The sequence below is a fragment of the Pseudomonas sp. GM25 genome (assembly GCF_000282255.1).
Taxonomy (GTDB): domain Bacteria; phylum Pseudomonadota; class Gammaproteobacteria; order Pseudomonadales; family Pseudomonadaceae; genus Aquipseudomonas; species Aquipseudomonas aphyarum.
In genome coordinates this window covers 1-25602 of the sequence record NZ_AKJQ01000041.1, presented here as the reverse complement: position 1 = coordinate 25602, position 25602 = coordinate 1, and the positions used below count along the sequence as shown (strand labels likewise).

Below are 25602 nucleotides of genomic sequence, written 5' to 3'. Positions count from 1 at the left end.
GCGCAATTAATCGGACATCTGAAGCAACTGACGACCGGCGATAAAAATCAATTGCCACAAAATATTACTCGCGTCATATTACAGCCGTAATAACGATCCGCTTTCCCCAGGTATTACGCCATGACCAGCATGCCCACCGTAGAACCCGATCTCGCCGTTCCGGTCAGCGCCCCCAAACCTCCCCTGCTCAAACGCCTGCTGTTGCCGACTGCGGGTCTGGCCGCGCTGGTGTTGGCCGGGCTGTACGCCGTGCATTGGTGGGGCGCCGGGCGTTTTCTTGAAGAGACCGACGATGCCTACATTGGCGGCGATGTTACGGTGATCGGGCCGAAAGTCGCCGGTTACATCGAAGAAGTGCTGGTCAGCGACAACCAGAAGGTGAAGGCCGGCGACGTGCTGATTCGCCTCGACGCCCGTGACTACCGCGCCAATCTGGCCAAGGCCGAAGGCGCGGTCGCCGCCGAGGAAGCGCTGCTGGCCAACCTCGACGCTACCGAACAATTGCAGCAAGCGGTGATCGGTCAGGCCCGCGCCGGCATTGATGCCGCCAGCGCCGAAACCGCCCGTTCGCGGGACGACAACGCCCGCTACAAGCGTCTGGTGACCACCAATGCAGTCTCGGTGGAAAGCGCGCAACGGGCCGATGCCACCTTCAAGACCGCGCAAGCCTTGAGCGCCAAAGCCCAGGCCGAACTGCTGGCCGCGCAACGCCAGCTCACCGTGATCGAAACCCAGAAACAACAGGCCCGCGCTGCCCTTCAGCAAGCCCGGGCCGAGCGTGATCTGGCACAACTCAACCTCGGTTACACCGAACTGCGCGCCCCGGTCGACGGGGTAATCGGCAACCGCCGCGCGCGGGTCGGCGCTTATGCACAGGCAGGTTCGCAGCAGCTGTCAGTGGTGCCGGCCAGCGGCCTGTGGGTCGATGCCAACTTCAAGGAAGACCAATTGGCGCGGATGAAACCCGGCCAGCGCGTAAGCATCCGCGCCGACGTGTTGTCCGGCCAGGAATTCCACGGTCGCCTCGACAGCCTCGCCCCGGCCACCGGTTCGCAATTCAGCGTGCTGCCGCCGGAAAACGCCACCGGCAACTTCACCAAAATCGTCCAGCGCGTGCCGGTGCGGATCCTGCTCGACCCGGCCGACGGCGTGCTCGGCCACCTGCGTCCAGGCCTGTCGGTGACCGCTGAAGTCGACACCCGCGCCCAACCTGAAACCACCGCCGTGGCCAGCGCGCCATGAGCACCGCCCTCACCGCCTCCGCGCAGCCGTTCAATGCCGCCGACATGGCGACGGCGACCAAAGTGTTCGCCTTCGCCACGATGTGCATCGGCATGTTCATCGCGTTGCTGGACATCCAGATCGTCTCGGCCTCGCTGCGCGATATCGGCGGCGGGTTGTCCGCCGGCACCGATGAAACGGCGTGGGTGCAGACCAGTTATCTGATCGCCGAGATCATCGTGATTCCGCTGTCGGGATGGCTGTCGCGGGTGTTCTCGACCCGCTGGCTGTTCTGCGCTTCGGCCGTCGGTTTTACCCTCGCCAGCCTGTTGTGCGGCGCGGCCTGGAACATCCAGAGCATGATCGCCTTTCGCGCGCTGCAAGGGTTTCTCGGCGGGTCGATGATTCCGCTGGTGTTCACCACGGCGTTCTTTTTCTTCACCGGCAAACAGCGAGTGATTGCTGCCGCGACCATCGGTGCTGTGGCGTCGCTGGCACCGACGCTGGGCCCGGTGATCGGCGGCTGGATCACCGACATTTCGTCCTGGCATTGGCTGTTCTACATCAACCTGGTGCCGGGGATTTTCGTTGCCGTGGCAGTGCCGATGCTGGTGAAGATCGACCAGCCGGAACTGTCGCTGCTCAAGGGCGCGGACTATTTGAGCATGGTGTTTCTGGCGCTGTTTCTCGGCTGCCTGGAATACACGATGGAAGAAGGCCCGCGCTGGAACTGGTTCAGCGATCAAACGATTCTGACCACCGCGTGGATCAGTGGCCTCGCCGGGCTGGCCTTCATCGGCCGCACGTTGCATGTAGCCAATCCGATCGTCGACCTACGCGCGCTCAAGGATCGCAACTTCGCCCTCGGCTGCTTCTTTTCCTTCGTCACCGGGATCGGCCTGTTCGCGACGATCTACCTGACGCCGCTGTTTCTCGGCCGGGTGCGCGGCTATGGGGCGCTGGACATTGGTCTGGCGGTTTTCTCCACCGGGGTGTTCCAGATCATGGCTATTCCGCTGTACGCCTTTCTCGCCAACCGCGTCGATCTGCGCTGGATCATGATGGCGGGCCTGGCGTTGTTCGCGTTGTCGATGTGGGAATTCAGTCCGATCACCCACGACTGGGGCGCCGGAGAATTGATGCTGCCGCAAGCCCTGCGCGGGATCGCCCAGCAACTGGCGGTGCCGCCGGCGGTGACATTGACTTTAGGGGGGTTGGCACCGGCGCGGCTGAAGCATGCATCGGGCCTGTTCAACCTGATGCGCAATCTGGGCGGTGCAATCGGGATCGCCGCGTGCGCGACCATTCTCAATGACCGTACCAACCTGCACTTCACCCGGTTGGCGGAACATCTGAACAGCAGCAACGAAGCGGTGAATCAGTGGCTGGCCCAGGTCGGTGGCAACTTTGCCGCGCTGGGTCAGAGCGGCGATGTCGGCCTCACCGCCAGCCTGCGTCAGCTATGGCTGCTGACCTACCGTGAAGCGCAGACGCAAACCTACGGCGACACGTTTCTGATGATCATGGTGTGCTTCGGCATCGCCACGGCGATGGTGCCCTTGATGCGCAAGGTGCAACCACCGGCCGCGCCGAGTGCCGATGCACATTGATCGATCAGGCTTGCGGGGTTTTACGGAAGCCCACGGCCAGACGGTTCCAGCTGTTGATGGTGCTGATCGCCACGCTCAGGTCGACCATTTCTTTGGGCGAGAACTGGGCGGCGACCACTTCGTAGTCTTCGTCCGGGGCGTGGGTCAGGCTCAGTTGAGTCAGGGTTTCGGTCCACAGCAGCGCGGCGCGTTCACGTTCGGTGAAGAACGGCGCCTCACGCCACGCGGTCACGGCGAACAACCGGCGCGGGGTTTCGCCGCCCTTGATCGCGTCGGCGGTGTGCATGTCGATGCAGAACGCGCAGCCGTTGATCTGCGAAGCGCGCAGCTTGACCAGTTCGATCAGGGTCTTTTCCAGCGGCAGTTTCGAGACGGCGGTTTCCAGGGCGATCATCGCTTTCAGGGCATCTGGGGACGCGGTGTAGAAATCGATACGAGGTTTCATGGCGACTCTCCGGGGCAAGTGAATGTGTGGCTACGTTAGTCCCGGCGCCGGGCCAGGCAAATAGCCAATCTCCCGGAAGACGGGTAGGCCACTCCTCTGGCGTCAGAAAAGAAAGTGTTGCGGGGCAATTGCCAGCGCTCGTTCTGTGCCACTAGAATGCGATCAATTCTTAATTGCACCGTTTTCGCACTCACGATCGCACCCTTGGCAACGGACGCCCGAAACGAGTATCTGCCCTTCATGTCGTCCCTTGATCAGCCGTTGAATCAGCAAGTCCAGACGCTCTACAGCGAACACCACGGGTGGCTGCAGGGCTGGCTGCAGCGCAAGTTGGGCAACCGCTGCGAGGCGGCTGACCTGGCGCACGATACGTTCCTGCGCCTGCTCACCCGTCAGGTGATCAAGCCACTGGGCAGCGAGCCCCGGGCGCTACTGACGCACATCGCCAAAGGTCTGGTGATCGACCGCTGGCGGCGCCAGGACCTGGAGCGCGCGTACCTGGAAACCATCGCGCACCTGCCCGTCGCCGAAGTCCCGTCGCCGGAAACCCGCTACCTGATTCTCGAAACCCTGTGGCGCATCGAAGCGCTGCTGCGCGAACTGCCGGAACAGACCCGCGAGACCTTCCTGCTGTCGCAGATCGAAGGCCTGACCTACGCGCAGATCGCCACGCGCCTGAATGTTTCGCTGATCACCATCAAACGGCACATGCGTGCCGCGTTCATTGCCTGCCTGAGTGTCGCCTGATGAATTCGTCGATGATCAATCCGCAGATTCTCGGCGAAGCCGCCGACTGGCTGGTGCAACTGCATTCCGGCACCGCGACCCCGTCCGACCATCAGGCCATCGCCCAATGGCGCAGCCGCAGCGCCGAGCACGCCATCGCCTGGCAACGGGCCGAAGCCCTGTTGGGGGATTTGCGCAGCGTTCCGGCCAATGTCGCGATCCAGACCTTGAAACGCGCGTCCCGCAAAGAAGGCCTGAGCCGTCGCCAGACCCTCACCCGCCTCGGCTTGCTGTTGATGGCCGGGCCACTGGGCATGGCCTCGCAACATGTGCCGTGGCAGCAATGGACCGCCGACCAGCGCACCGCTGTCGGCGAGCAGAAGAACCTGCAATTGCCGGACGGCACTCAACTGGTGCTCAACACCGACAGCGCCGTGGACATCGCTTTCAGCCCGGTGGAGCGTCGCGTCCTGCTGCTCAACGGTGAAGTGCTGATCAACACCGCCGCAGACGCCAGCGCCCGTCCGTTCATTGTCGAAACCCCGCAGGGTGTGGCCCGCGCGCTGGGCACGCGATTCTGCGTGCGCACCGAAGGTTCGCGCAGCCAGGTGTCGGTGCTCGAAGGCCAGGTTCAGATCACCCCGCAACTGCTCAAGCAGAGCGCGATTCTCCAGGCGGGCGAACGCCAGCGCTTCAAGCTCAACAGCTTCGACAGCGCCGAAACCTTCGACACCGCGTCCCTGGCCTGGGACAAAGGCATGCTGCTGGCCAGCAACATGCGTCTGGACGAATTGCTCGGCGAGCTGAGCCGCTATCGCCGGGGCGTGCTGCGCTGTCATCCGGACGTGGCGGCGATGCGCGTGTCCGGGGCATTTTCCCTGCGCGACACCGACGCCAGCCTGCGTTTGCTCAGCGATACGTTGCCGCTGAACATCAACAGCCTGACCCGCTATTGGCTGTCGGTAGAACCGCGAGTCTGAGCCCTCGGAAAATATTTTCGATATTTGCTGATACCTTTTCGCGACTCGTCCGGTGAGTGGATAGACCTTTCAATTCCACGCCCCCGACAGGAACACCGAATGACCGCAATGCCATCGCCCCGCCCCGCCACCTTTGCGCTCAAGGCCCTGAACCTGAGCCTGGCCCTGGCCTTCAGCGCACTGCTGCCGACCGCCGCCCACGCCGCCGACAGCGTCAGTGAAAGCGCCAGCCGCACCGTCAACATCGGCCCCGGCCTGCTCAGCCATGTGCTGGCGCAATTTGCGGTCAGCGTCGGCGTGCCGCTGTCGTTCGATCCGGCGCAACTGGGCAATCGTCAGAGCCCGGGCCTGCAAGGCAGCTACACCGCGCAGAGCGGTTTTGCGCGGTTGCTGGAAGGCAGCGGTTTCGAACTGATCAGCACCGGCCACAACGGTTACACCGTGGCCCCGAAAGTCGCGGCGGACGGCGCGCTGGAACTCGGCGCCACCAACGTCAGCGCGCTGCATGATGACAGCGGCGACACCTACGGCGGCGAACAGGTCGCGCGCCGCGCGCAGATCGGTATGCTCGGCAACCAGGAGGTCAACGACCTGCCCTTCAGCGTCACCAGCTACACTGCCAAGACCATGGCCGATCAGCAGGCCCAGACCGTCGGCGATGTGTTGCTCAACGACTCTTCGGTGCGCCAGTCCAACGGCTTCGGCAACTTCTCGCAGATGTTCATGATCCGCGGCCTGCCGCTGGCCTCCGATGACATTTCCTATAACGGCCTCTATGGCGTGCTGCCCCGACAGATCATCGCCGTCGAAGCGCTGGACCGGGTGGAACTGTTCAAGGGCCCGAACGCCTTCGTCAACGGCGTGACCCCGAGCGGCAGCGGCATCGGTGGCGGGATCAACCTGCAACCCAAACGCGCGATGGACACCCCGACCCGTAGCGTCACCCTCGACTACAGCGCCGACGGCCGGGTCGGCGGGCATCTGGATCTGGGCCAGCGCTTTGGCGAGGACAACCGCTTCGGCGCGCGGGTCAACCTGATGCAGCGCGAAGGCGACACCGCGGTCGATGACGAAGATCAACGCTCGTCGCTGTTCAGCGTTGGCCTGGACTATCGCGGCGATCGCCTGCGGGTCTCGACCGATTTCGGTTATCAGAAGCAGGTGATCAACCAGGGACGCTCGGTGATCTACGTCGATTCGAGCCTGACAAAAGCCCCCAAAGTGCCGCACGCCAATGCCAGCTACGCCCAGAGCTGGAGCTACTCGCAACTCGAAGACACTTTCGGCATGGCCCGCGCCGAATATGACCTGAACGATAACTGGACGGCCTACGTGTCCGGCGGTGCCAAGCACACCCGCGAGAACGGCGTGTACTCGTCGCTGACCGTCACCGACCTCAACGGCAATGCCCGTGGCGGCATGCTCTATTCGCCCCACGACGAAGACAACCAAAGCGCCATGGCCGGGCTCAACGGCCGCTTCGACACCGGCCCCGTCACGCACCAGTTGAACATCGGCTGGGCGGGCATCTGGGGCGAGCAGCGCTCGGCGTTCGAAACCATCGGCACCGCCGGGCGCTACAGCACCAACCTGTACAACGTCACCGACAAGCCGCGCCCGGCGCCCACCTCGTTTGCCAGCGACATCAACGACCCGCGCATCACCGGCAAGAACATCCTGCGCAGCGAGGCGATTTCCGACACCCTCGGCTTCGTTGATGACCGCATCCTGCTGACCCTCGGCGTGCGTCGCCAGGCGCTGAAAGTCGACGGCTGGAGCACCGCCACCGGCGCCCGCACTTCGAGTTATGAAGAGTCGATCACCACCCCGGTCTACGGTCTGGTGATCAAGCCGTGGGAACACGTGTCGTTCTACGCCAACCGCATCGAAGGCCTGGCCAAGGGCCCGACGCCGCCGACCACCGCGATCAACCGCGACGAAACCTTCGCCCCGGTGCGCAGCAAGCAGATCGAAGCCGGCGTGCGCCTGGACATGGGCAGCTACGGCGCCAACCTCGGCGTCTATCGCATCGAGCAACCGTCGAGCTACACCCAGGACGGTATCTTCCGGGTCGACGGCCAGCAGACCAACAAAGGCGTGGAACTCAATGTCTACGGCGAACCGCTCGACGGCCTGCGCCTGCTCAGCGGCGCAACGTTGATGAAGACTGAACTGGAAGGCAGCAGCAACGGCGTGAATGACGGCAACCGCGCCGTCGGGGTGCCGCGCTTCCAGTTCAACCTTGGCGCTGACTGGGACATTCCGGGCCTCGAAGGCGCCGCCCTCAGCGCGCGGATGTTGCGCACCGGCGGCCAGTACCTGAACGCGGCCAACACCCAGAGCATTCCGGCGTGGAACCGCTTCGACCTCGGCTCACGCTATGCCTTCAAGCTGGATGAAAAGCAGATCACCCTGCGAGCCAATCTGGAGAACGTCGCCAACGAAGCCTATTGGGCCTCGGCCAACGGCGGTTACCTGACCCAGGGCACGCCGCGCACGCTGAAGGTTTCGGCGACTGTGGACTTCTAAAAAACCGCTCGTCACTCGGCCGGCACCAAGCCTTGTGCGCGTCAGACCAATATCAGGTAGATCCCCTTTCCGGAGACAGACCATGATGACGCGCACATTGACCTCAATTTTGTTGGCAGGCTTGTTGGCCGCCGCCTCTACCGCCAGTTTTGCCGCCAACGATGGCGCCGATGCCACGGGCACCAAGTCCGGCGCCACCAGCGGCTCGACCCAGCCACCAAACAGCACGCCCGGCGCACCTTCGGGTGGCAGCACTTCCGATGGCATGGGCAAAGGCACCGGCACCAACGGCGGCGCCAGCGGTTCAGGCTCAGGGGCTGGCGGCGGGACCGGTTCGGCCGGCGGTGGGACTGGCGGCGCCGGTGGTGGCACCGGCAGCTGAACGAACAAGAGCAGGCCGTGGTAAGTGCCATGGCCTGTGTCTGAACCCGACCGCGTGTTTTGTCAGCGATCCGAGCGCAGCAATTCGCCGAGGCCGACGTCCATCGACAACACGGCCGCGCGATTGCGGCCGGCGTTCTTGGCCTGATACAGCGCCGCGTCCGCGCGCTGGATGAACAGCTCCGGGCTGTCGTTGCCCAGCGGAATAAACGAATAGCAGCCCAGGCTCACCGTCAGATAACCGGTGGGCGAGCCGCTGTGGGTGATGTGTTTGTCCATGACGCTGCGGCGGATCTGCCCGGCAATCGCCAGTGCGCCGTTGATGTCGGTGTCCGGCAGCAACACCGCGAACTCCTCGCCGCCGTAGCGCACCGCCAGATCGGATTTGCGCTGGCAGCAGTTTTTCACCACCAGCGCGACCTGCGTCAGGCAATGGTCGCCGGCCACATGGCCGTAGGCATCGTTGTAGCGTTTGAAGAAATCGATATCGAGCATGATCAGGCTGACCGGGCTCGACTGCCGCGCGCCCCGGGCAAACTCCACTTCCAGCGAGCGCTCGAACAGGCGCCGGTTGGCCAGCCCGGTCAGGCTGTCGTGGGTCGCGATCTGCTCCAGCGCCCGCTGGGCCTTGCGCAGGTTTTTCTCGATCCGCTCGCCATCGCGCACCTGATGAATGAACACCCAGCCGAACAGCCCCACGCCGAGCATCACCAGCGCCACGATCACGCTGGACTGGAACGCCCGGTCATGCCAGCCCTGAAGAATCGTGTCCCGCGATGAAGAGGCGGACACCACCAGCGGATAACTTTCCAGCTGCCGATAGCCATAAAGGCGCGTCACACCGTCGACCACCGAATCGATCATCGCGGTGCCGGCGGAGGCGTTGGGCAGCAGCTTCTGATAGATCTCGCCCTTGGCCAGCGAGGTGCCGATCAGGGCCTCGTCGAACGGCCGACGGGCGAGCAAGGTGCCGTCGGTCAGGCCGAGGAACATGGTGCCGTTGTCATCCAGGCTGAAGCTTTTGAAGAACTTGTCGAAGTACGACATCTTGATCCCGGCCAGCAACACGCCCTGGAAGTTGCCGGCGCGGTCGTTGACCCGTTTCGAGATCGGGATGATCCACTCGCCGTTCTCGCGGCTGCGGATCGCCGGGCCGATGTGCGCCACGGCCGACACGTTCTGCTGGTGAAACTTGAAGTACTCGCGATCCGCCACGCCATTGCCGCGCGGCAGATCCGGGAAAGAGGTAATGACCCACTGCCCTTCGCGGTCGAACAGGAACATGCCGTGCAACTGCTCCAGTTGCTGCACCCGCCGGGCGAGGGTTTTCTGCAAGCGAGGCTTCTGCGCCGCGCCGTAGCCGTCGTCCTGAATCCAGTCGACCAGGCTGGTCAGCACCAGATCCGCCGCCAGAAAGGTGTCTTCAGCCTGCTGCGCCATGGCCCGGGTCAGGTTGGCCGACGACATTTGCGCGTTCGCCAGATCCTGGCGCCGCGACTGCTCGATCTGCAAATACAGCAGACCGGACAGGCACAGACACACGGCAACGATGAACAACACCGCCGCCTTGCGCAGGGGCAAACGCTTGAGAGTGCCGCCGGGGGCCTGGTGCGGATCGTGAATGGGGATAGGCAAAAGCGTGTCCTGGGCAGGTACGACAGGGGCAAAGGCCCGAAACCCTTGTTTTTTGTGAGCGTAGCCCACCGGGTTGTGTGGGGCAACCAAGTGCCACCGCGACAATCCCGACCCTGTTGCTATCGGCGCGCAGGGCAATTGGATGACCTGCGACACAAATTATTTTTGCCTGCCCGTTTTTGCCCGCATCAGCCCTGACGGGCCAACCGCCGCATCGCACTGTGCATATGCGCCCGCGCACTTTCCGGATCGCCCTCGCGCATCTGCTCGTACGCCCGTTGCGCAATCGCGTGCGGCACCGGTTTCAACACCCGTTGCGTGGCCATCGCCAGCAGTTGCACTTGCGCGGCACGTTCCAGGTAATACAGGTCGTCCCAGGCTTCGGCGATGGTCGGCGCCGCGACAATCACCCCGTGATTCTTCAGAAACAGGATGTCGGCGTCGCCCATGACCCCGGCAATCCGGTCGCCTTCACGCTCATCCAGCGCCAGCCCGTTGTAATGCTCGTCCACCGCCGTGCGCCCGTAGAACTTCAGCGCGGTCTGACTCAGCCACAACAGCGGCGGCCCCTCCAGCAGACACAACGCCGTCGCGTTCGGCATGTGCGTGTGGAATGCGACCTTCACCCGGGGCAGCCGCTGGTGCAGCCGCGCATGAATATAGAAAGCAGTGGCCTCCGGCTGGCCCTCGCCGTCCACCACGTTGCCGTCGAAGTCGCAGACCAGCAGGTTGTGTGCCGTCACTTCGGAAAACGCATAGCCGTACGGATTGACCAGAAACAGGTCAGCGTGCCCCGGCAACATCGCCGAAAAATGATTGCAGATCCCCTCCTCCAGCCCGTGCAGCGCCGCCAGTTGAAAGCACGCTGCCAGTTCGTGGCGGGCGGTGATGATGACTTCGCTGTCGAGGTTCAACGAGCCGGAACGCGTGGGTCGGGCGCTGCCGGTCAGGGTGTGGGCCATGGCGAAACTCCTCTATTACCAGCCAAGGGACGCGAACAACGGCAGCACTTCGTCCAGCGTGTTGAGGATCGCGTCGGGCCGATAGTCCGGCAGCAACTGACGACCGGTCCCGCGATCGATCCATACGCAGCGAAAATGCATGTCGCGGGCCGCCGTGTGGTCGAGCATCGGGCTGGCGCAGATGTGCACCACCTGATCGCGGCTGACGCCCAATTGCTCATGAGCGTAGTCGAACAGCCGTGGCGCAGGTTTGTAGGCGCCGGCCTGTTGCGCGGTGATCACCCGGTCGATGTGGCCGCCGAGTTGAGCGACGTTGCCGGCGATGATGTCGTCATCGGTGTTGGAGACGATGCACAGTTTGAAACCCTTGGCCTTGAGCTGCGCGAGGGTCTCGACGACTTCGGGGAACGGCGGCATCTGCGGAATCGCGGCAGCCAGGCGCTGACTGTCTTCGCTGGCACTCGCCAGGCCCAGTTCTTCCAGGGCCAGTTGCAGGCCGAGGGTGCTCAGTTCGCGAAACGAGCGGTGCGGCGGCGTTTGTTCCAGGCGATGCTCTTGGCGGTCGTAGACCTCGATCAGGCGTCCGGCGTCGACCCTGTGTTCGCCCTTCTCGCTCAGGATCCGCTCGGCCACGGCGCGCAGTCCTTCGTCCCATTGAATCAAGGTGCCGTAGCAATCGAAGGTCAGCCATTGCGGGCGCGGTGTGTTGATCAAGGTCATGGGGGCATTCCTCTGCAAGTGAGGGCTTCAGCTTATGAACTCGGGGTGATAGTGTGAAATTAAATAAATAGCCAACCGTCAGTTGCCAAACAAATATCGAGACCGCCGCCATGCTGGATCTGGAGCTGCTGAAAACCTTCGTCTGCGTGGTCGATGAAGGCAGCTTCACCCGCGCCGCCGAACGCGTCCATCGCACCCAATCCACGGTCAGCCAACAGGTGCGCAAACTCGAAGACCTGGTCGGCCATGCGCTGCTGTTGCGCGACCGCACCGGGCTGAACGTCAGTGTCACCGAGCACGGCGAACTGCTGATCCACTACGCCCGCCGCCTGCTGGCCTTGTCCGCCGAGGCCAGCGAAGCCCTGGCCAGCGATCTGGACCTGGAAATCCTGCGCATCGGCATGCCGGAAGACTTCGACGCCCGCCGCATGGCGCTGATCCTCGCCGGCTTCACCCGCAGCCACCCGCAAGCGCGGCTGGAAACCGTCAGCGGCATGAGCCTCGACCTGCGCCAACGCCTCGACAGCGGCGAAATCGACATCGCCCTGATCAAACGCGAACCCGACAGCGGCCCCGCCTGGGCGACGTGGCCGGAGCGACTCGTTTGGGTCAAAGGCGTGGAATTCGACTCATCCACTGGCGTATTGCCGCTGGCGCTGTTTCCCCAGGGTTGCCTGTACCGGCAACGGGCGATTCGCCTGCTGGACGTGGCGCAACGCCCCTGGCGGGTGGCCTTCGGTAGCCACAGCCTGACTGGCATTCAAGCGGCGGTGGCCTCCGGGCTTGGGGTTTCGGTGCTGCCGGCGTCGGCAGTGCTGCCGGAACATCGGGTGTGCACGGACTTGCCTCCGTTACCGCCGACGGAGCTGGCGCTGGTCAGCCGCGAGGGGGTGTTGAGTGGATTGCAGCGGGGGCTGGTGGAGTTTTTGCGGGGGGAGTTGGGTGTGGATGCGGGGGGATTTGCTTGACCCCCCCCGAATGGCGCTGAGCTCAGGGCTTGTTGACTTCGCGCAGCAGGTCTGCGACCGGGAGGTTCATGGTGTTTGAGTAGTAGGGTTTGTAGCCGTAAGCGGTGACGACGACTTTGCAGGGGATTTGTTGTTTGCCTGAGAGGAGTTGGTTGATTTCTGCCACTGACAAGTATCTTTCCGAGCTTCGGTTGCTAGAGGTCTCGGAAATGAAAGCATGGGTCAGATAAGAGTATCCCGCCGGGGCTCCGTCTCTTTTATCCGGCGATATCAATCCAAACGCTGAAAACCGAATGGCTTTACCAACCGAGAAATCCTGATCTTCAGCCAAAGCACAATGAAGCATGCCTGAAGCCATTCCTACCCTCTCTCCCCGACCAAAAAGATCCAAGACATCAACATTCGACTGATACCTGATTACATATAGAGACCTGTCTCTCTCAACAGACACGTAGCTCAAATTCGCCGGAGGCCATACATGGTCTTTTGCACAACCAGAACAAATCACGAAAAGCAGGCAAACGAACAGTCTATACATTAGGAAAATTCCTCCATGATCGAGTCAAACAGCAGTTTTCCGCGATACGTGCGTAAGCAGGCTCCTTGCAGTATCACGTCATCATCCGTGGGGCGCGCAGCTTGAACAAAGTCCTTCCGTCGTTCAAACCCGCACGCAAAAAAACAGGCGCCTGAAAAGGCGCCTGTTTTTATGGTCGGTAACCGCTCCGGTCAACGCGACGGCGGCACCCGGATATCCCCCGCCCGGCACTGGGTTTTCACGCCCTTGCCGCAGGCGCCGAATTGCAGGTCCTTGCCCATGCACACGCGCACTTCCGAGAGTTCCGGGCCGTTGCAGATCACGGCGATACCGTCTGACGGTATGCCCGGATTGCTCTTGCGGAACAGATCGGCAATTTCCTGCGCTTCGAAGTAATAAGAGCTACTGAAGGGTTGCAACTCTTCCGGGATTTTTACCGCGGCCACGGCTTTGTCCGCTTCGTCCAAATAGCCCATCGCGCCGAGGCCGCTGCAGGTGCCGTGCTTGCTCCATTCGTGATCGAGCAATTTTTTGGTCGGGAACAGCGTCAGGCCTTTGGCCGTCTCGGCGGCGGACAGGTTGGTCAGCGGCGGGCAGGATTCCGGCCAGCCGCCCTTGGCGTATTGCGGCCACAGGCCATGCAAGACAAAACCGTAGCCCTTGCCGGTGCATTGCGGGTCGTCCTTGTGGGTCAGGCAGAACGTCGGCGACCAGGACAACGTCAGTAGGTAGTAATCGAATACCCCCGCCACCGATTCCGCCTTGCTGGCAGACGACTGGCGTGCCGAACTCAGGCCGATGCTACCGACCGTCAGCGCAATCAGCGCCATAATTGTAAAAAGCTTTTTCATGTTCCCGCTCCTTGGGACGCGTGCGTCCGTGGTTTCTGTGGTCTGACCATCACTTGGCCAGACGCTGATTGAGTCATGCCCGTGTTGCAAGCGCATGACGCAGGGCAAAACCTGCATTACTTTGAAAGGACTACGATGAAGTTGAAATCACCACAGGGAACCGACATGAGTAAAGCAGACGAACTCGCCGCGAAACTCAAACAAACCCGGCACACCCATGCTGACGAAATCACCTGCGCCGAACTTGAGATCGATTGCTGGCCGGCTCAGGTCTACGCCTTGTATCACCGCATCGAGGGCTGGTTGCAACCGGTCACCGAAGTCGGCCTGAAAATCCGGCGCAATCCTACCCATGTTTGCGAAACTTCGCCGGATGGCGAGACACACGACTACGCCATCGACCAGTTGATCATCGAAGCCAACCACCACAGCCTGACGTTCGACCCCATCGCCCGCTTCACCGAAGACGGCTCGGGACGCGTGCAAATCGTCCTGCCGGGGCGCGAAGCATCGCTGCTGCGTACGGTCGATGAACATGGCGAAAGCCATTGGTGGTTGCAGACGCTTGAGACCGGGCAACAGCTGGATGCGATTGCGTTGACGGAAAACAACCTGCTGTTGGTGGTCCAGGAAGGTCTAGGTCTGTAGGCCGAACCTGACACAACTGTAATCCGCCCCTCAGCCAGCTGAAAGCTGCCGCTGGTTAGCCTCCCCGTCATTGGTCAAACGGGGACTTCCAGCGCATGCCTTCCACCACCTCAAGACGCACTTTCGTCAAAGGCCTCGCCGCCGGCGGTCTGCTCGGCGGCTTCGGCCTGTGGCGCACGCCGGTCTGGGCCTTGAACAGCCCTGGCCAAGTGAATGAGTTAAGCGGCACCGACTTCGAGCTGTTCATCGGCGAAACCCCGGTCAACTTCACCGGCCAGCCCCGCACCGCCATGACCATCAACGGCAGCCTGCCCGGCCCGCTGCTGCGCTGGCGTGAAGGCGACACCGTGACGCTGCGGGTGCGCAACCGGCTCAAGGACAGCACGTCGATCCACTGGCACGGCATTCTGCTACCGGCCAACATGGACGGCGTGCCGGGCCTGAGTTTCAAGGGCATCGAGCCGGGTGGCGTGTACGTCTACCAGTTCAAGGTCCGCCAGCACGGCACCTACTGGTATCACAGCCATTCCGGCTTGCAGGAACAGGCCGGCGTCTACGGGCCGTTGGTGATCGATGAGCGGGAGCCGGAGCCGTTCCAGTACGACCGCGACTACGTGGTGATGCTCAGCGACTGGACCGACGAAGACCCGGCTAGCCTGATGAAGACCCTGAAAAAACAGTCCGACTACTACAACTTCCACAAGCGCACCGTCGGCGATTTCATCCACGACGTCGGCGAAAAAGGCTGGGGCGCCACCGTCGCCGACCGCACGATGTGGGCGCAGATGAAGATGAATCCCACCGACATCGCCGACGTCAGCGGCGCCACGTACACCTTCCTGATGAACGGCCATGCCCCCGATAACAACTGGACCGGCCTGTTCCGCCCCGGCGAAAAACTGCGTCTGCGGCTGATCAACGGCTCGGCCATGACCTACTTCGACGTGCGCATCCCCGGCTTGAAAATGACCGTGGTCGCCGCCGACGGCCTGCACGTCAAACCGGTCAGCGTCGACGAGTTGCGCATCGCCGTGGCGGAAACCTATGACGTGATCGTCGAGCCCGTGGCCGACGCCTACACCCTGTTCGCCCAGGCCATGGACCGCACCGGCTACGCCCGAGGCACCCTCGCCGCCCGCCCCGGTTTGTCGGCACCGGTGCCCGCGCTGGACCCGCGCCCGCTGGTGACCATGGACGACATGGGTATGGGCGGCATGGATCATGGCTCGATGGACATGAGCGACATGAGCGGCATGGATCACTCGAGCATGAACATGGGCCCGATGCAGTCGCACCCCGACAGCGAAAAGGACAACCCGCTGGTGGACATGCAAGCCATGACCACCGCCGCGAAACTCGACGACCCCGGCCTCGGCCTGCGTAACAACGGGCGCCGGGTGCTGACCTACGCCGACCTGCGCAGCCCCTTCGAAGACCCCGACGGCCGCGACCCGAGCCGCACCATCGAGCTGCATCTCACCGGCCACATGGAGAAATTCGCCTGGTCGTTCAACGGCATCAAGTTCTCCGACGCCGAGCCGCTGCTGTTGAAGTACGGCGAGCGAATCCGCCTGGTGCTGGTCAACGACACCATGATGACCCACCCCATCCACCTGCATGGCATGTGGAGCGATCTGGAAGACGAAAACGGCGACTTCCAGGTGCGCAAACACACCATCGACATGCCGCCCGGCACCCGCCGCAGCTACCGCGTGACTGCCGATGCGCTCGGCCGTTGGGCCTATCACTGCCATCTCCTGTACCACATGGAAATGGGCATGTTCCGCGAAGTGCGGGTGGAAGAATGAGGACGCCGACCATGACCCGATTTGCCGCGTTTTCGTTGTCACTTCTGTCGATGGCTCCGGCGTTCGCCGCCAGCGACATGCAAGGCATGGATCACAGCCAGATGGGCGATATGCAAAGCATGGACGACGGCATGATGCAGCCCGCCGCGCCGACCGAAAGCCGCACGCCGATCCCGGCGCTGACCGACGCCGACCGCGCGGCCGTGTTCACCAGCCACGCCGGGCATCAGGTCCACGACAGCGCCATCAACACCTACTTCCTCGCCGACAAACTCGAATGGCAGAACGCCGACGACGCCAGCACCCTGGCCTGGGATTTGTCCGGCTGGATTGGCGGCGACATCGATCGGCTGTGGTTGCGCTCCGAGGGCGAGCGCAGCAACGGTAAGACCGAAGACGCGGAAATCCAGGCGCTGTGGGGTCATGCGATTTCGCCGTGGTGGGACGTGGTCAGCGGCGTGCGCCAGGACTTCAAACCCGGCGCCCCGCAAACCTGGGCAGCGTTCGGCCTGCAGGGCATGGCGCTATACAACTTCGAAGCCGAAGCCACGGCGTTCCTCGGCGAAAACGGCCAGAGCGCGGTGCGGCTGGAGGGAGACTACGACATCCTGCTGACCAATCGCCTGATCCTGCAGCCGACCGCCGAACTCAACGTCTACGGCAAAAACGACCCGCAACGCGGGATCGGCTCGGGCCTCGCGAACACCGAAGCCGGGCTGCGCCTGCGCTATGAAATCCGCCGCGAATTTGCGCCCTACATCGGCGTGACCTGGAACCGTACCTACGGCCGCACCGCCGATTACGCACAGGAAGAAGGCGAGGATCGCAGCGAAGCGCGACTCGTCCTCGGCGTGCGGCTGTGGTTCTGAATCCCATCAAAAAACAACACCGAGGTCTTGCATGCGCACATTGAAAATCTCCCTCGTCCTCGCCAGCGGTTTGCTCCTGAGCACCCTGGCCCAGGCCCATCCGAAACTGCTGTCGTCGACTCCGGCCGAAGGTGCCGACGGCGCGGCGCCCGGCAAGATCGAACTGCGTTTTTCGGAGGATCTGTTGACCCAGTTCTCCGGCGCCAAACTGGTGATGACCGAAATGCCCGGCATGGCCCACTCGCCGATGCCGATGAAGGCCAAAGTCAGCGCCGGCAGCGACCCGAAAACCATGTTCGTCACCCCGCTCTCGCCTCTGCCGGCCGGCACCTACAAGGTCGAATGGCGCGCGGTGTCGTCGGACACGCACCCGATCACCGGCAACGTCACGTTCAAAGTGAAATGAGCGATGGCTGAACTGATCAACATCCTCCTGCGTCTGGCGCTTTATGTGGATTTTCTGCTGTTGTTCGGTCTGGCGTTGTTCGGGCTGTACAGCATTGACGCGGTGCTGCGGTTTCGGCCGATGCTGCGCGGGATGGCGTTGATCGGAGCATTGCTGTCAGTGGCGGGACTGGTGCTGATGACCCGCGCCATGAGTGGAGAAACGCAATTCGCGGCGCTGTGGCCACATCTGCAAATGATGGTGCTGGAAACCGACGTCGGTCTGGCCTGGGCGCTGCGGATGACTGCGCTGATTGTCGTGATGATCTGGCCGGGGTTGTGGCTGGCATCGGTGGCCGGCGCCGTCGCCCTCGCCTCCCTGGCCTGGAGCGGACACGGCGCGATGGATAACGCGTGGCATCTGCTCAGCGACATCCTGCACCTGCTCGCGGCGGGTGCGTGGCTAGGCGCAATGCTCGCGTTGATCTTGATGTCGCGGCTCGACGCACTGTGCAGCGAGGCGCGCATTCGTTCGCTGGCCGATTCCGTCAAACGCTTCGAAGGCGTCGGCGCGGCAATTGTGCTGATCCTGTCGGCCACCGGCGTGGCGAATTACCTGTTCATCGTCGGCCCGACACTGGGCGAAGTCCTGCTCGGCACCTACGGGATTCTGTTGGCGATCAAGGTTGTGTTGTTCGGGGGCATGCTGGTGCTGGCCGCGTTGAACCGCTTCCACCTCGGGCCGTTGCTCGAGCAATCGTTGCGCGCCGGGCAGTATCAAGTGGCGGCCAATGCCTTGCGCCGCAGCGTGGCATTGGAGCTGGTGATTGCGCTGTTGATCGTGGGACTGGTGGCGTGGCTGGGCACGTTGAGCCCGGAGCCGGGATGACACCCGGCAAACGCATTCACTACACTGGCCCGCACTCCCACTGCACAAGCCCGATCTCCATGACAATTCCAAAAAGCACGATGATCTTCTGCGGCCTGCTGGCCATGGCCGGCGCCGCTCAGGCACAAGAACCGGCCTCGCACCTCGACACCGTTCAGCAACAGGGCCAGTTGCGCGTCTGCACCACCGGCGACTACAAGCCCTACACCTTCAAACGCCCGGACGGCGGATTCGAAGGCATCGACATCGCCATGGCGCAAACGCTGGCCGACAGCCTCGGCGTCAAGGTCGAATGGGTGCAAACCACCTGGAAAACCCTGATGCCGGACATGCAGGCCGGCAAATGCGACATCGGCGTCGGCGGCATCTCGGTAACCCTCGAACGCCAGAAAAAAGCCTTCTTCAGCAACACCCTCGACGTCGACGGCAAGATCCCGCTGGTGCGCTGCGCCGACCAGTCCAAATACCAGACCATCGACCAGATCAACCAGCCGAACGTGCGCCTGGTCGAACCCGCCGGCGGCACCAACGAAGCTTTCGTCCACGCCTTCCTGCCCAAGGCGCAGCTGGCGTTGCACGACAACGTGACGATCTTCGAGCAACTGCTCGATAACAAGGCCGACGTGATGATCACCGACGCTTCCGAAGCCCTCTACCAACAAAAACTCAAACCCGGCCTGTGCGCCGTCAACCCGAGCCAGTTCATGCAATACGGCGAAAAAGCCTACCTGCTGCCGCGCGACGACATCAGCTGGAAACTCTACGTCGACCAGTGGCTGCACCTGAGCAAAGTCACCGGCAAATACCAGAAAGTCCTGAGCGAATGGATCGCCGTACCCGCGGCCCAGTAAACCTCAATCGTCATGCATCAGGCCGGAGCTGTACTGGTTGAAACTGTTACCGATATTGCTCCCGCCAAACTTCAACGTATTCACGTTCCGCGCCTCCGGCGACTGACAGTCGCTGGAGAAACAACTGGTGGTCGTCAGGCCACCGGCGCCGGAGCAGGCGCTTAAAACCGAGATGGTTGCGACGATCAACAGCGCTTTGAGTGGATTGTTCATGGTGTGTGGCGCTCGGGTGGGATCGGGATCTTGTGGATGGATCGTAGGCCTGTGTGGGTGGCGGGAAGATGAAACTTGCGGGGTTTTCAGCGTGGGTTCAGGTTCGGCCTTTCACAAAGGTTTACATCGGCCTTGCAGTTCGCTCGGTATAGTTTTTTGCAACTTACGAGACCTAGAGCACACGCAATGCCGTCGAACAGCCAGTTGGTAAATCCTGACCTGATAAAGATTCGACGATTGTTTACAACACCCCTCGCCAGCCTCCAGTACCCCGACGCCGCAAAACTCAATTCCCAACTCAAAACCCTCATCACAACCCGCATGGCGCAAGACCGCAGCGGCGCCAAGCGCAGCAACGACGGCGGCTGGCAGTCCGCGAACGACTTCCATGACTGGGGCGAAGAAGCCAGCGACGCTCTGGTGAAGTTCGCCAAAGCGTTCGCCGTGCAAATGACGGCAGTGCACAGCGAGCAATTCGGACTGACCGAACCGAGTTTCGAATGGAAACTCAACGCCTGGGCCAACGTGAATACCGCAGGCCACAGCAACGCCCTCCACGGACATCCAGGCGCCTTCTGGTCAGGCGTCTACTGGGTGGACGCCGGCGGCCGAGAAGACGACCCGACCGTCGGCGGCGACCTGGAATTCGCAGACCCACGCGGCATGGTCGCCTCCACCTACAACCCCGCGCTGCGAATGCGCGTCGAAGACTGCATAACCGCCGGCTTCAGCAGCACCTGCGCCGCCAGCAGCGGCACCTTCATCATGTTTCCATCGTGGCTGATGCACTCGGTTCGACGGTTTGAAGGGACGAGACCAAGGATTTCGATTGCGTTTAATTTTGGTGCTTGAGATGAAAAAGTTGATAGGTTGTTTACGGCTCTAAGCTTCAGAACAAATCAATTCAATCTCGTTTTTTGGTAAGTTTTGAAAGCTACATTCCCGGTCGCCCTTGGAAGCAAGGCTGACACCATCGCATGACAGGACGTCAAAAATGGCTGAACCAACCACTCGGAAGACATCTCCTACCAAGCGTGATTGGGCGTCAGCGACTGAGAAAGAGCGCTCCCACGTCTATTGGGCACTGTCCGACGCGTTTGTAGACAATGAGGTCAACTACGAATCCATCGCGCGCCAGACCGAAGATTACGACCCGCAAGAGATAAAGCGAATTCTCTACGAGGAAGTCGCACCTGTCTGCCATTCGAACCTTGAGACAGTGATCCCGATGATCTGGTCTGCTTTCAACCTTGAACAACTAACGTCTGACATTAGTGAAAATCTGAAAGCCCGAGAGCGCAGCCGTTATCGACGCCAAATAGACAAACTGCTGATACGTTGGCTTGAGTTTCGATACCGATACATATGGAAAGAAATCTCCAGGCACTATCGAAAATAACCTGCGCTGTGCGCGCATTCTCTACTGCCCTTCCCTTCATCGCTCGAGTGACGAACCCTCCGCGACAGCAAGCTGTCCGTCTGCCACAGAGGGTTGCAACGACCTACTTCGGCTCGACGTTATCCAACGCCTGATTCACCGCCAACGACCCCAACATCACCAACTGCGCAATGCCGATGGCGGTTTTGCGGTGGGCGGGTTCCAGGGTGGCGGCGAAGTTGTTGAGCATTTCGGAGGCTGAACCCAGGGATTCGCTGGCGTTGGCGAGCAGGGATTCGGTGTCGTAGGCCGGGTTGGCGAAGTACATCGGGTCATGTTGGGTGTGGCTGCCCATGATCCGTTGCTGTGGGGTGAGGTAGTGATCGAGGGCGCGCTCGGCGGCTTCGTTCAGGGTTCGTGAATCGGGGAATTTGTAGGGGGAAACCGGATCGGTTTCTGGTGGGTTGGGTGTTGGTTTGAACATGGATGAAACTCCTAACACTTTTAGTGAAGGCTTCACCCTTTCGCTACCAAACGAAGGGTGGCGGCCATGAACAGGTTGGTAGACCGGGTGTCAGGAGCCGGCGCGCCCGAAGACGCCCTGTACATGACCACCATAGACCCCGATCGAAAGCACGACCGGAGACGATGACGCTGTACATCTAACACACGGGCTACCAAACCCGATCACTGGATTTCAGTGACCCGAGAACGATAAAAGCCACGGGGTAGACGCACAAGCCGGCGGATTCTGTCTTAGGTGTAGGGGGTGGCGCAAGGTTGTGTAGGGCACGAGCATCAATGGCAGTTCGGATTTAAACACGACGAAATTTGTTGTTTATCCGCCCCTCTAATCAGACAGCTTAGGAGGGGCACCGGCCAGTGAATACTAGAAAATTCAGTTAAATAGATCTGTCCCCCTATTGAGGATCGCACTCCTCCAACCAGTGGGCGAAGAAGGCTACCTCTGCCTCACTTTGGGCACGGAAGAAGAAACTTTCCGCGTGTTGCTTCGCACATCAGAACTCAGTGAAGATCGGGTTCGTGCATTAATTGCGGATCATGAGCAATGAGATCTATTTTCTGGCCTTCAAAAACGCACACGAGGGCTGTCCCTTCGGCTATGCGCTTGCTGGTGATCCATCAAGTGAGAACCGCATGGCTGAGGCTGGCGTCAGCTATGCTGACATACGCCACCTCATCCTCTGGCTATTTGCAATCAGCTACTCCAGCACACGTCGATTGTGCTGGGATATATGTGTCGAGTTCAGCTCTGGAGGCCGGTATTCAAAGACAATAACGCTGTCCTGCCATATGAATGACATCGTATCAATTACTTCTCCGATCAAGAACAGGTTCTCTGCGCATGACTATTCAACCGGAACTCTTCGAATCAGTGAAAGAATTTTTTAAAGTCGCTCCCGGCCTAATCCTCCTTCCCCTTACCGGATACTTGGCATGGAAAAAAATAAACAACAAGATACTTGCATCTTTTTCCACCTATCACAGTAGAACATCAGCAACCAGAATTGGAAACGTCGTATTAAGCAACCTTAAAGACAAGCCTGTCCCCATATTTTCTATTTATGTAACAATTGATCGACACATAGCAATCAAAGTAGAGGAATTCAACCCCCCAATTATACTTAAGAGCCTTGAGAGCTTAAGCATCGACACTTCACCAGTTTCGAACTACTACATAGGCATGGACGAATACGAATCAAATTTCATGCCGCCGCAAAAAATAGAACTTTATGTATTCAGCATCGGCCGTCCGATCAAATGCAAAATCACCAATTCACACTCGATAGAATCATTCAAGGAGTTCTCACACTATTCAATAGCTACAAACAGCACTAGAAAATTTAATGGATTCGTGTATAACAATAATGTTTTGTACGCAATCATCTATCACTTTGAGGGAAAGCTCAAGACTGCCTTCGTAGAGGATGGAGGCTTCATTACCAATGAATGGGACTTCCAATACAACATGATCCCAATGGAACAAATGAAAAGCATTAGCGGGGTCATCGATTTTCTAAAACATTGCAAGTACAATCAACTATTTACAAATTTTAGCGTTATCTCACCAACTGACAATGAACGACACAAATAGGCATTTACCTCCACAAAATTAAATAAGCTCGAGATCATCAAGCATGACGCAAAAAACCTTATCAGCTTTCGAGATGGAATAAATCAATGCTGCAATTTTTCGCAGACCAAATTGATCAGATGGATTTGGCATTGGACCAACTGGCAATGCACGATCGAAACTTCGACCGTTTCGCGCTTATGCTCATCGACAACGTTGTTGAACTCACACTCCACAAGTATGCACAAGACCGTTTTTATGAAAACGACATGTGGAAACGTTTTTCTAAACCAAGTACTGACCCAAAACTTGTGGCTGCAGCTCTCGGACAAAACTTTGATTCAAAAATAAAGCTCGCCAGGATGAAAAAACTTATACCACCAGCCACATGCGATAGAATCCAATACTTACATACTTTTAGAAACACTGCATATCATCGCGGACTTCGTCATGATGGAATACTTCACTCACTTGCATTATTTTACTTTAAAAATGCGTGCACGGTCCTCTCCAGTTTCTCACCCTTAATATGGTCATCAGGTAGCGGTGACAAAATATCTCATCGCGCAGCCAAATATATTGGAAAAATTGACTTTTTTATGTCCCGACTCGCCTTCGACTCCGCATGGAAACGGTTAGGCGAGGTTGCTGAGTCCATGAATGACACGATGATATCTGACCTTCATTTTGACATGAAAGAAACAATCGAGCGCACCGACAGCTCGCTTATCTTCTTAGAAGAATACGAATTCGGCTCTCCTAAGAGCCGTGCATCTATAATAATCGATTGCCAAGTTTGGCCCTTCATTAATAGTAAAGCAGGTAGAAAATATGCCGAGGACAACAACATAACAGTTAACAACACTGGTGAATACATTCAACAAATTGCCTCCAGCTACCCATGGCCAGTCAAATCAGACCCGCTCCCAAGCTGGATGAACCGGCTCGACTCCCTTGCCAGAGAGAAAGACTCAGATGCAGCACTAAAAAAATATTGTGATTTCATGAAGCAAACGGACGAAATCCGTTCGCACATCAGCGAAGCTGAATCCCAGTTAGACGCTCACATCCAAAACATGATAGATACCCATCGTGGCAAATAACCATTACCCGCACCTACAACAGATACTGTGATTACATACGGCACGCTAGATAGAAAGCGGAGGGTCGATTTTCTGGGGTAGTTATTCAAAAAAATAGTTATAGGGATTTGGACCAGTCCTTGTGGCGCCTGGTAGGCATGCAAACTAATAACTTTACCACTGGATAGCAAAGTGCAATATTCCACAAAGAGAACTATTGCTAACCCCACCAATAATTAACGGGCAGCACGGTTTTTTTATTTTTACAGCCCCGCTGCGATCCAGGAGATAAACTTGAAATCAACATGGATTAACCCAGCCTACATTTCCGAGCTTGTAAATACAATTCGCGACTGCTACAGCTTAACCTCAGACGGCAACGTCAGCTATAAAATTCAAGCAACTTTTTTCTTCGACACAATATTCGGACTAATCAAACACAACCACAAACTTGACGAAAACACTTTGCATTCAACTCTAAAAGAAACAATAGACAAGTGTTACAAGAAAAACAAAATTTCCAATCACAACGATTTACTTTTAGAGTTTGACAAAAGCTGCAACCTGAAGGCAAAAAAGCAGGAAACATACAAGCTCATCACACAAATCAACATTAAAAATATTTATAAACTACCAACAGTCAACATAAATGACTGCCGTATTAGCTTCCACAACACCTTGCCTAAAAAATACTACACAGCCAGACACTACCAACTAACACGCAACGAGGAGAGCGATTTTAAAAACCAAGAATCCTACACTTTTGTCTGCATCACAACCAGCGCTGCTAACACAGAGCACGCCGTTAATAACGCAATCGATACGTTAAGCTGCGTCAGAGCGCTCCTGCAAATCGGCTTTAAGAAAAATCGCCAATTAATCACAACTTCAAAAGAGCGAGAATATCCTACGAAAAGCGTAGTTCAATGCGGTGAGGTTCACACACTGCATCATCTGAACGGCAAGAGAGCCGGAGACGGCTGCTGGATCAATCTATCGTTTGAGGACAACCCAGCACTGACGCTAAAATCACCTCCCAAGACTCTAGAGCATTTGAGAAAAAATGTCTCTCGACTAAAAAAATGCCCATATATCACAGCTACGATTTCCGCACTCATTAACTATATTGACGCCACAGACCGAGCAGACCCCGAGCTTAGATTTATGAAGTTGTGGTCAACCCTCGAAAGATTAACTATGACTCACGAGTCCGCAGCGCTGATAAAAAGAGCATCATTTTTCTATCAAGATAGAATACTGCACCAAGCAATATTAGAGTCATTACGAACCTCTAGAAATACTCATATTCACGGGGGACACCCTCCAATAAATATTGAGTTGAAAAATTTTCAACTCTGCGCTTTCATCGAACACCTAGTAGCCTTCTTTATTATGAATCCATTCAAATTTTCAACTACCGATGATATTAAAAATCTAATTTCCCTTCCGACACAAGCCATAAACTTAAAAACACAGATTGCCATGCTCAAAACGGTTCAAAAATTTATCGGAGAATCTCCCCGCTGACTTCCTTTATAAAAATTTTGGACGCATTTAAAAAATGAGGACGGATTTATTTGCAACCCAAAATTCCAGAAAAAATAAATCTGTCCCTTTGTTCCCAAAAATAACACATGCGTTTCCGGCTACGATCTTTTATTAGCTACAGGAGACTCGATCAAGAATTTAGGCTTCAAAGAGGTTTTCCGCGAAAGTGATCCAGTATCATTTCACATGATGTTTTACCAGCGAGCCACGCCTTCTGAAAATTCTCCATGTGCTGTTCCTTCTGCTCATTGAATCGCCCCGGGTTTTCTAG

General features: G+C 58.8%; 26 protein-coding genes. 18 read left to right on the top strand and 8 right to left on the bottom strand.

The features are described from left to right. Positions 1–120: 120 nt before the first annotated feature. A complete protein-coding gene (locus tag PMI24_RS16735) occupies positions 121–1242 on the top strand; it encodes an HlyD family secretion protein (RefSeq protein ID WP_007955900.1) in 1122 nt (373 codons plus the stop codon). Further along, the gene (locus PMI24_RS16730) at positions 1239–2831 is read left to right on the top strand and encodes a DHA2 family efflux MFS transporter permease subunit (RefSeq protein WP_007955899.1); all 1593 of its coding nucleotides are present in this window, start codon (positions 1239–1241) and stop codon (positions 2829–2831) included. The genes PMI24_RS16735 and PMI24_RS16730 overlap by 4 nt, the downstream gene beginning before the upstream one ends. Positions 2832–2835: 4 nt before the next feature. Here the strand turns inward: PMI24_RS16730 and PMI24_RS16725 are convergent, their stop codons facing one another. After that, the gene (locus tag PMI24_RS16725) at positions 2836–3276 is read right to left on the bottom strand and encodes a carboxymuconolactone decarboxylase family protein (protein ID WP_007955895.1); all 441 of its coding nucleotides are present in this window, start codon (positions 3274–3276) and stop codon (positions 2836–2838) included. Positions 3277–3516: 240 nt separating this feature from the next. Between PMI24_RS16725 and PMI24_RS16720 the strand changes: the two genes are divergently transcribed. From PMI24_RS16720 to PMI24_RS16705, 4 genes are all read left to right on the top strand, one after another. Beyond that, on the top strand, positions 3517–4023 hold the full coding sequence (locus tag PMI24_RS16720; RefSeq protein WP_007955892.1) for a sigma-70 family RNA polymerase sigma factor: 507 nt from the start codon (positions 3517–3519) through the stop codon (positions 4021–4023). Continuing rightward, on the top strand, positions 4023–4982 hold the full coding sequence (locus tag PMI24_RS16715; RefSeq protein WP_007955890.1) for a FecR domain-containing protein: 960 nt from the start codon (positions 4023–4025) through the stop codon (positions 4980–4982). The genes PMI24_RS16720 and PMI24_RS16715 overlap by 1 nt, the downstream gene beginning before the upstream one ends. A 99-nt stretch (positions 4983–5081) precedes the next feature. Beyond that, positions 5082–7511: a TonB-dependent receptor gene (locus tag PMI24_RS16710; protein WP_007955888.1), complete on the top strand. Its 2430-nt coding sequence runs from the start codon at positions 5082–5084 to the stop codon at positions 7509–7511. Positions 7512–7593: 82 nt separating this feature from the next. Next, positions 7594–7893 carry a hypothetical protein gene (locus PMI24_RS16705; RefSeq protein WP_007955886.1) on the top strand — a complete coding sequence of 100 codons (300 nt, stop codon included), beginning with the start codon at positions 7594–7596 and terminating at the stop codon, positions 7891–7893. Positions 7894–7955: 62 nt separating this feature from the next. On the opposite strand, the gene PMI24_RS16700 is transcribed toward PMI24_RS16705, so the two are convergent. The 3 genes from PMI24_RS16700 to PMI24_RS16690 form a co-directional block, all read right to left on the bottom strand. After that, entirely contained in the window at positions 7956–9527 is a 1572-nt protein-coding gene (locus tag PMI24_RS16700) for a sensor domain-containing diguanylate cyclase (protein WP_007955884.1), read from the bottom strand. Between the two features lie 188 nt (positions 9528–9715). Next, positions 9716–10489 carry an aldolase gene (locus PMI24_RS16695; RefSeq protein WP_007955882.1) on the bottom strand — a complete coding sequence of 258 codons (774 nt, stop codon included), beginning with the start codon at positions 10487–10489 and terminating at the stop codon, positions 9716–9718. A 15-nt stretch (positions 10490–10504) separates the two neighbouring features. Continuing rightward, entirely contained in the window at positions 10505–11209 is a 705-nt protein-coding gene (locus PMI24_RS16690) for a haloacid dehalogenase type II (RefSeq protein WP_007955880.1), read from the bottom strand. 110 nt (positions 11210–11319) lie between these two features. On the opposite strand from PMI24_RS16690, the gene PMI24_RS16685 reads away from it, so the two are divergent. After that, positions 11320–12177: a LysR substrate-binding domain-containing protein gene (locus tag PMI24_RS16685; RefSeq protein WP_007955878.1), complete on the top strand. Its 858-nt coding sequence runs from the start codon at positions 11320–11322 to the stop codon at positions 12175–12177. Between the two features lie 22 nt (positions 12178–12199). On the opposite strand, the gene PMI24_RS16680 is transcribed toward PMI24_RS16685, so the two are convergent. Beyond that, positions 12200–12535 carry a hypothetical protein gene (locus PMI24_RS16680; protein WP_007955877.1) on the bottom strand — a complete coding sequence of 112 codons (336 nt, stop codon included), beginning with the start codon at positions 12533–12535 and terminating at the stop codon, positions 12200–12202. Between the two features lie 371 nt (positions 12536–12906). Then, positions 12907–13566 (bottom strand): ribonuclease T2, encoded by a 660-nt coding sequence (locus tag PMI24_RS16675; protein ID WP_007955874.1) that lies wholly within the window; start codon positions 13564–13566, stop codon positions 12907–12909. A gap of 165 nt (positions 13567–13731) precedes the next feature. Here PMI24_RS16675 and PMI24_RS16670 point away from each other — a divergent pair, with 165 nt between their 5' ends. The 6 genes from PMI24_RS16670 (at position 13732) to PMI24_RS16645 (ending at position 19015) form a co-directional block, all read left to right on the top strand. Further along, on the top strand, positions 13732–14214 hold the full coding sequence (locus PMI24_RS16670; RefSeq protein WP_045121792.1) for a hypothetical protein: 483 nt from the start codon (positions 13732–13734) through the stop codon (positions 14212–14214). Between the two features lie 95 nt (positions 14215–14309). Then, positions 14310–16022, top strand: a complete 1713-nt coding sequence (locus tag PMI24_RS16665; RefSeq protein ID WP_007955871.1) for a copper resistance system multicopper oxidase — start codon at positions 14310–14312, stop codon at positions 16020–16022. Between the two features lie 11 nt (positions 16023–16033). Further along, on the top strand, positions 16034–16891 hold the full coding sequence (locus PMI24_RS16660; RefSeq protein WP_007955870.1) for a copper resistance protein B: 858 nt from the start codon (positions 16034–16036) through the stop codon (positions 16889–16891). A gap of 31 nt (positions 16892–16922) precedes the next feature. Next, on the top strand, positions 16923–17297 hold the full coding sequence (gene copC / locus PMI24_RS16655; protein ID WP_007955869.1) for a copper homeostasis periplasmic binding protein CopC: 375 nt from the start codon (positions 16923–16925) through the stop codon (positions 17295–17297). A 3-nt stretch (positions 17298–17300) separates the two neighbouring features. Next, positions 17301–18164 carry a copper homeostasis membrane protein CopD gene (copD, locus tag PMI24_RS16650; protein ID WP_007955868.1) on the top strand — a complete coding sequence of 288 codons (864 nt, stop codon included), beginning with the start codon at positions 17301–17303 and terminating at the stop codon, positions 18162–18164. Positions 18165–18223: 59 nt separating this feature from the next. Continuing rightward, positions 18224–19015: a transporter substrate-binding domain-containing protein gene (locus PMI24_RS16645; RefSeq protein ID WP_177323253.1), complete on the top strand. Its 792-nt coding sequence runs from the start codon at positions 18224–18226 to the stop codon at positions 19013–19015. 3 nt (positions 19016–19018) lie between these two features. On the opposite strand, the gene PMI24_RS16640 is transcribed toward PMI24_RS16645, so the two are convergent. Then, positions 19019–19228: a hypothetical protein gene (locus PMI24_RS16640; protein ID WP_007955866.1), complete on the bottom strand. Its 210-nt coding sequence runs from the start codon at positions 19226–19228 to the stop codon at positions 19019–19021. Positions 19229–19414: 186 nt separating this feature from the next. Between PMI24_RS16640 and PMI24_RS16635 the strand changes: the two genes are divergently transcribed. Further along, complete coding sequence (locus PMI24_RS16635; RefSeq protein ID WP_007955865.1) at positions 19415–20080, top strand: TIGR02466 family protein; 666 nt, start codon at positions 19415–19417, stop codon at positions 20078–20080. A gap of 142 nt (positions 20081–20222) precedes the next feature. Further along, complete coding sequence (locus tag PMI24_RS16630) at positions 20223–20627, top strand: DUF7079 family protein (RefSeq protein WP_007955864.1); 405 nt, start codon at positions 20223–20225, stop codon at positions 20625–20627. 103 nt (positions 20628–20730) lie between these two features. Here the strand turns inward: PMI24_RS16630 and PMI24_RS16625 are convergent, their stop codons facing one another. After that, complete coding sequence (locus PMI24_RS16625; RefSeq protein ID WP_007955862.1) at positions 20731–21090, bottom strand: DUF6124 family protein; 360 nt, start codon at positions 21088–21090, stop codon at positions 20731–20733. Positions 21091–21972: 882 nt separating this feature from the next. Between PMI24_RS16625 and PMI24_RS16620 the strand changes: the two genes are divergently transcribed. The 3 genes from PMI24_RS16620 (at position 21973) to PMI24_RS16610 (ending at position 25310) form a co-directional block, all read left to right on the top strand. Next, the gene (locus PMI24_RS16620; RefSeq protein ID WP_007955861.1) at positions 21973–22722 is read left to right on the top strand and encodes a hypothetical protein; all 750 of its coding nucleotides are present in this window, start codon (positions 21973–21975) and stop codon (positions 22720–22722) included. A gap of 86 nt (positions 22723–22808) precedes the next feature. Further along, a complete protein-coding gene (locus PMI24_RS16615) occupies positions 22809–23804 on the top strand; it encodes a hypothetical protein (RefSeq protein WP_007955860.1) in 996 nt (331 codons plus the stop codon). Between the two features lie 273 nt (positions 23805–24077). After that, on the top strand, positions 24078–25310 hold the full coding sequence (locus PMI24_RS16610; protein ID WP_007955859.1) for a hypothetical protein: 1233 nt from the start codon (positions 24078–24080) through the stop codon (positions 25308–25310). The last annotated feature ends 292 nt before the right edge of the window (positions 25311–25602 follow it).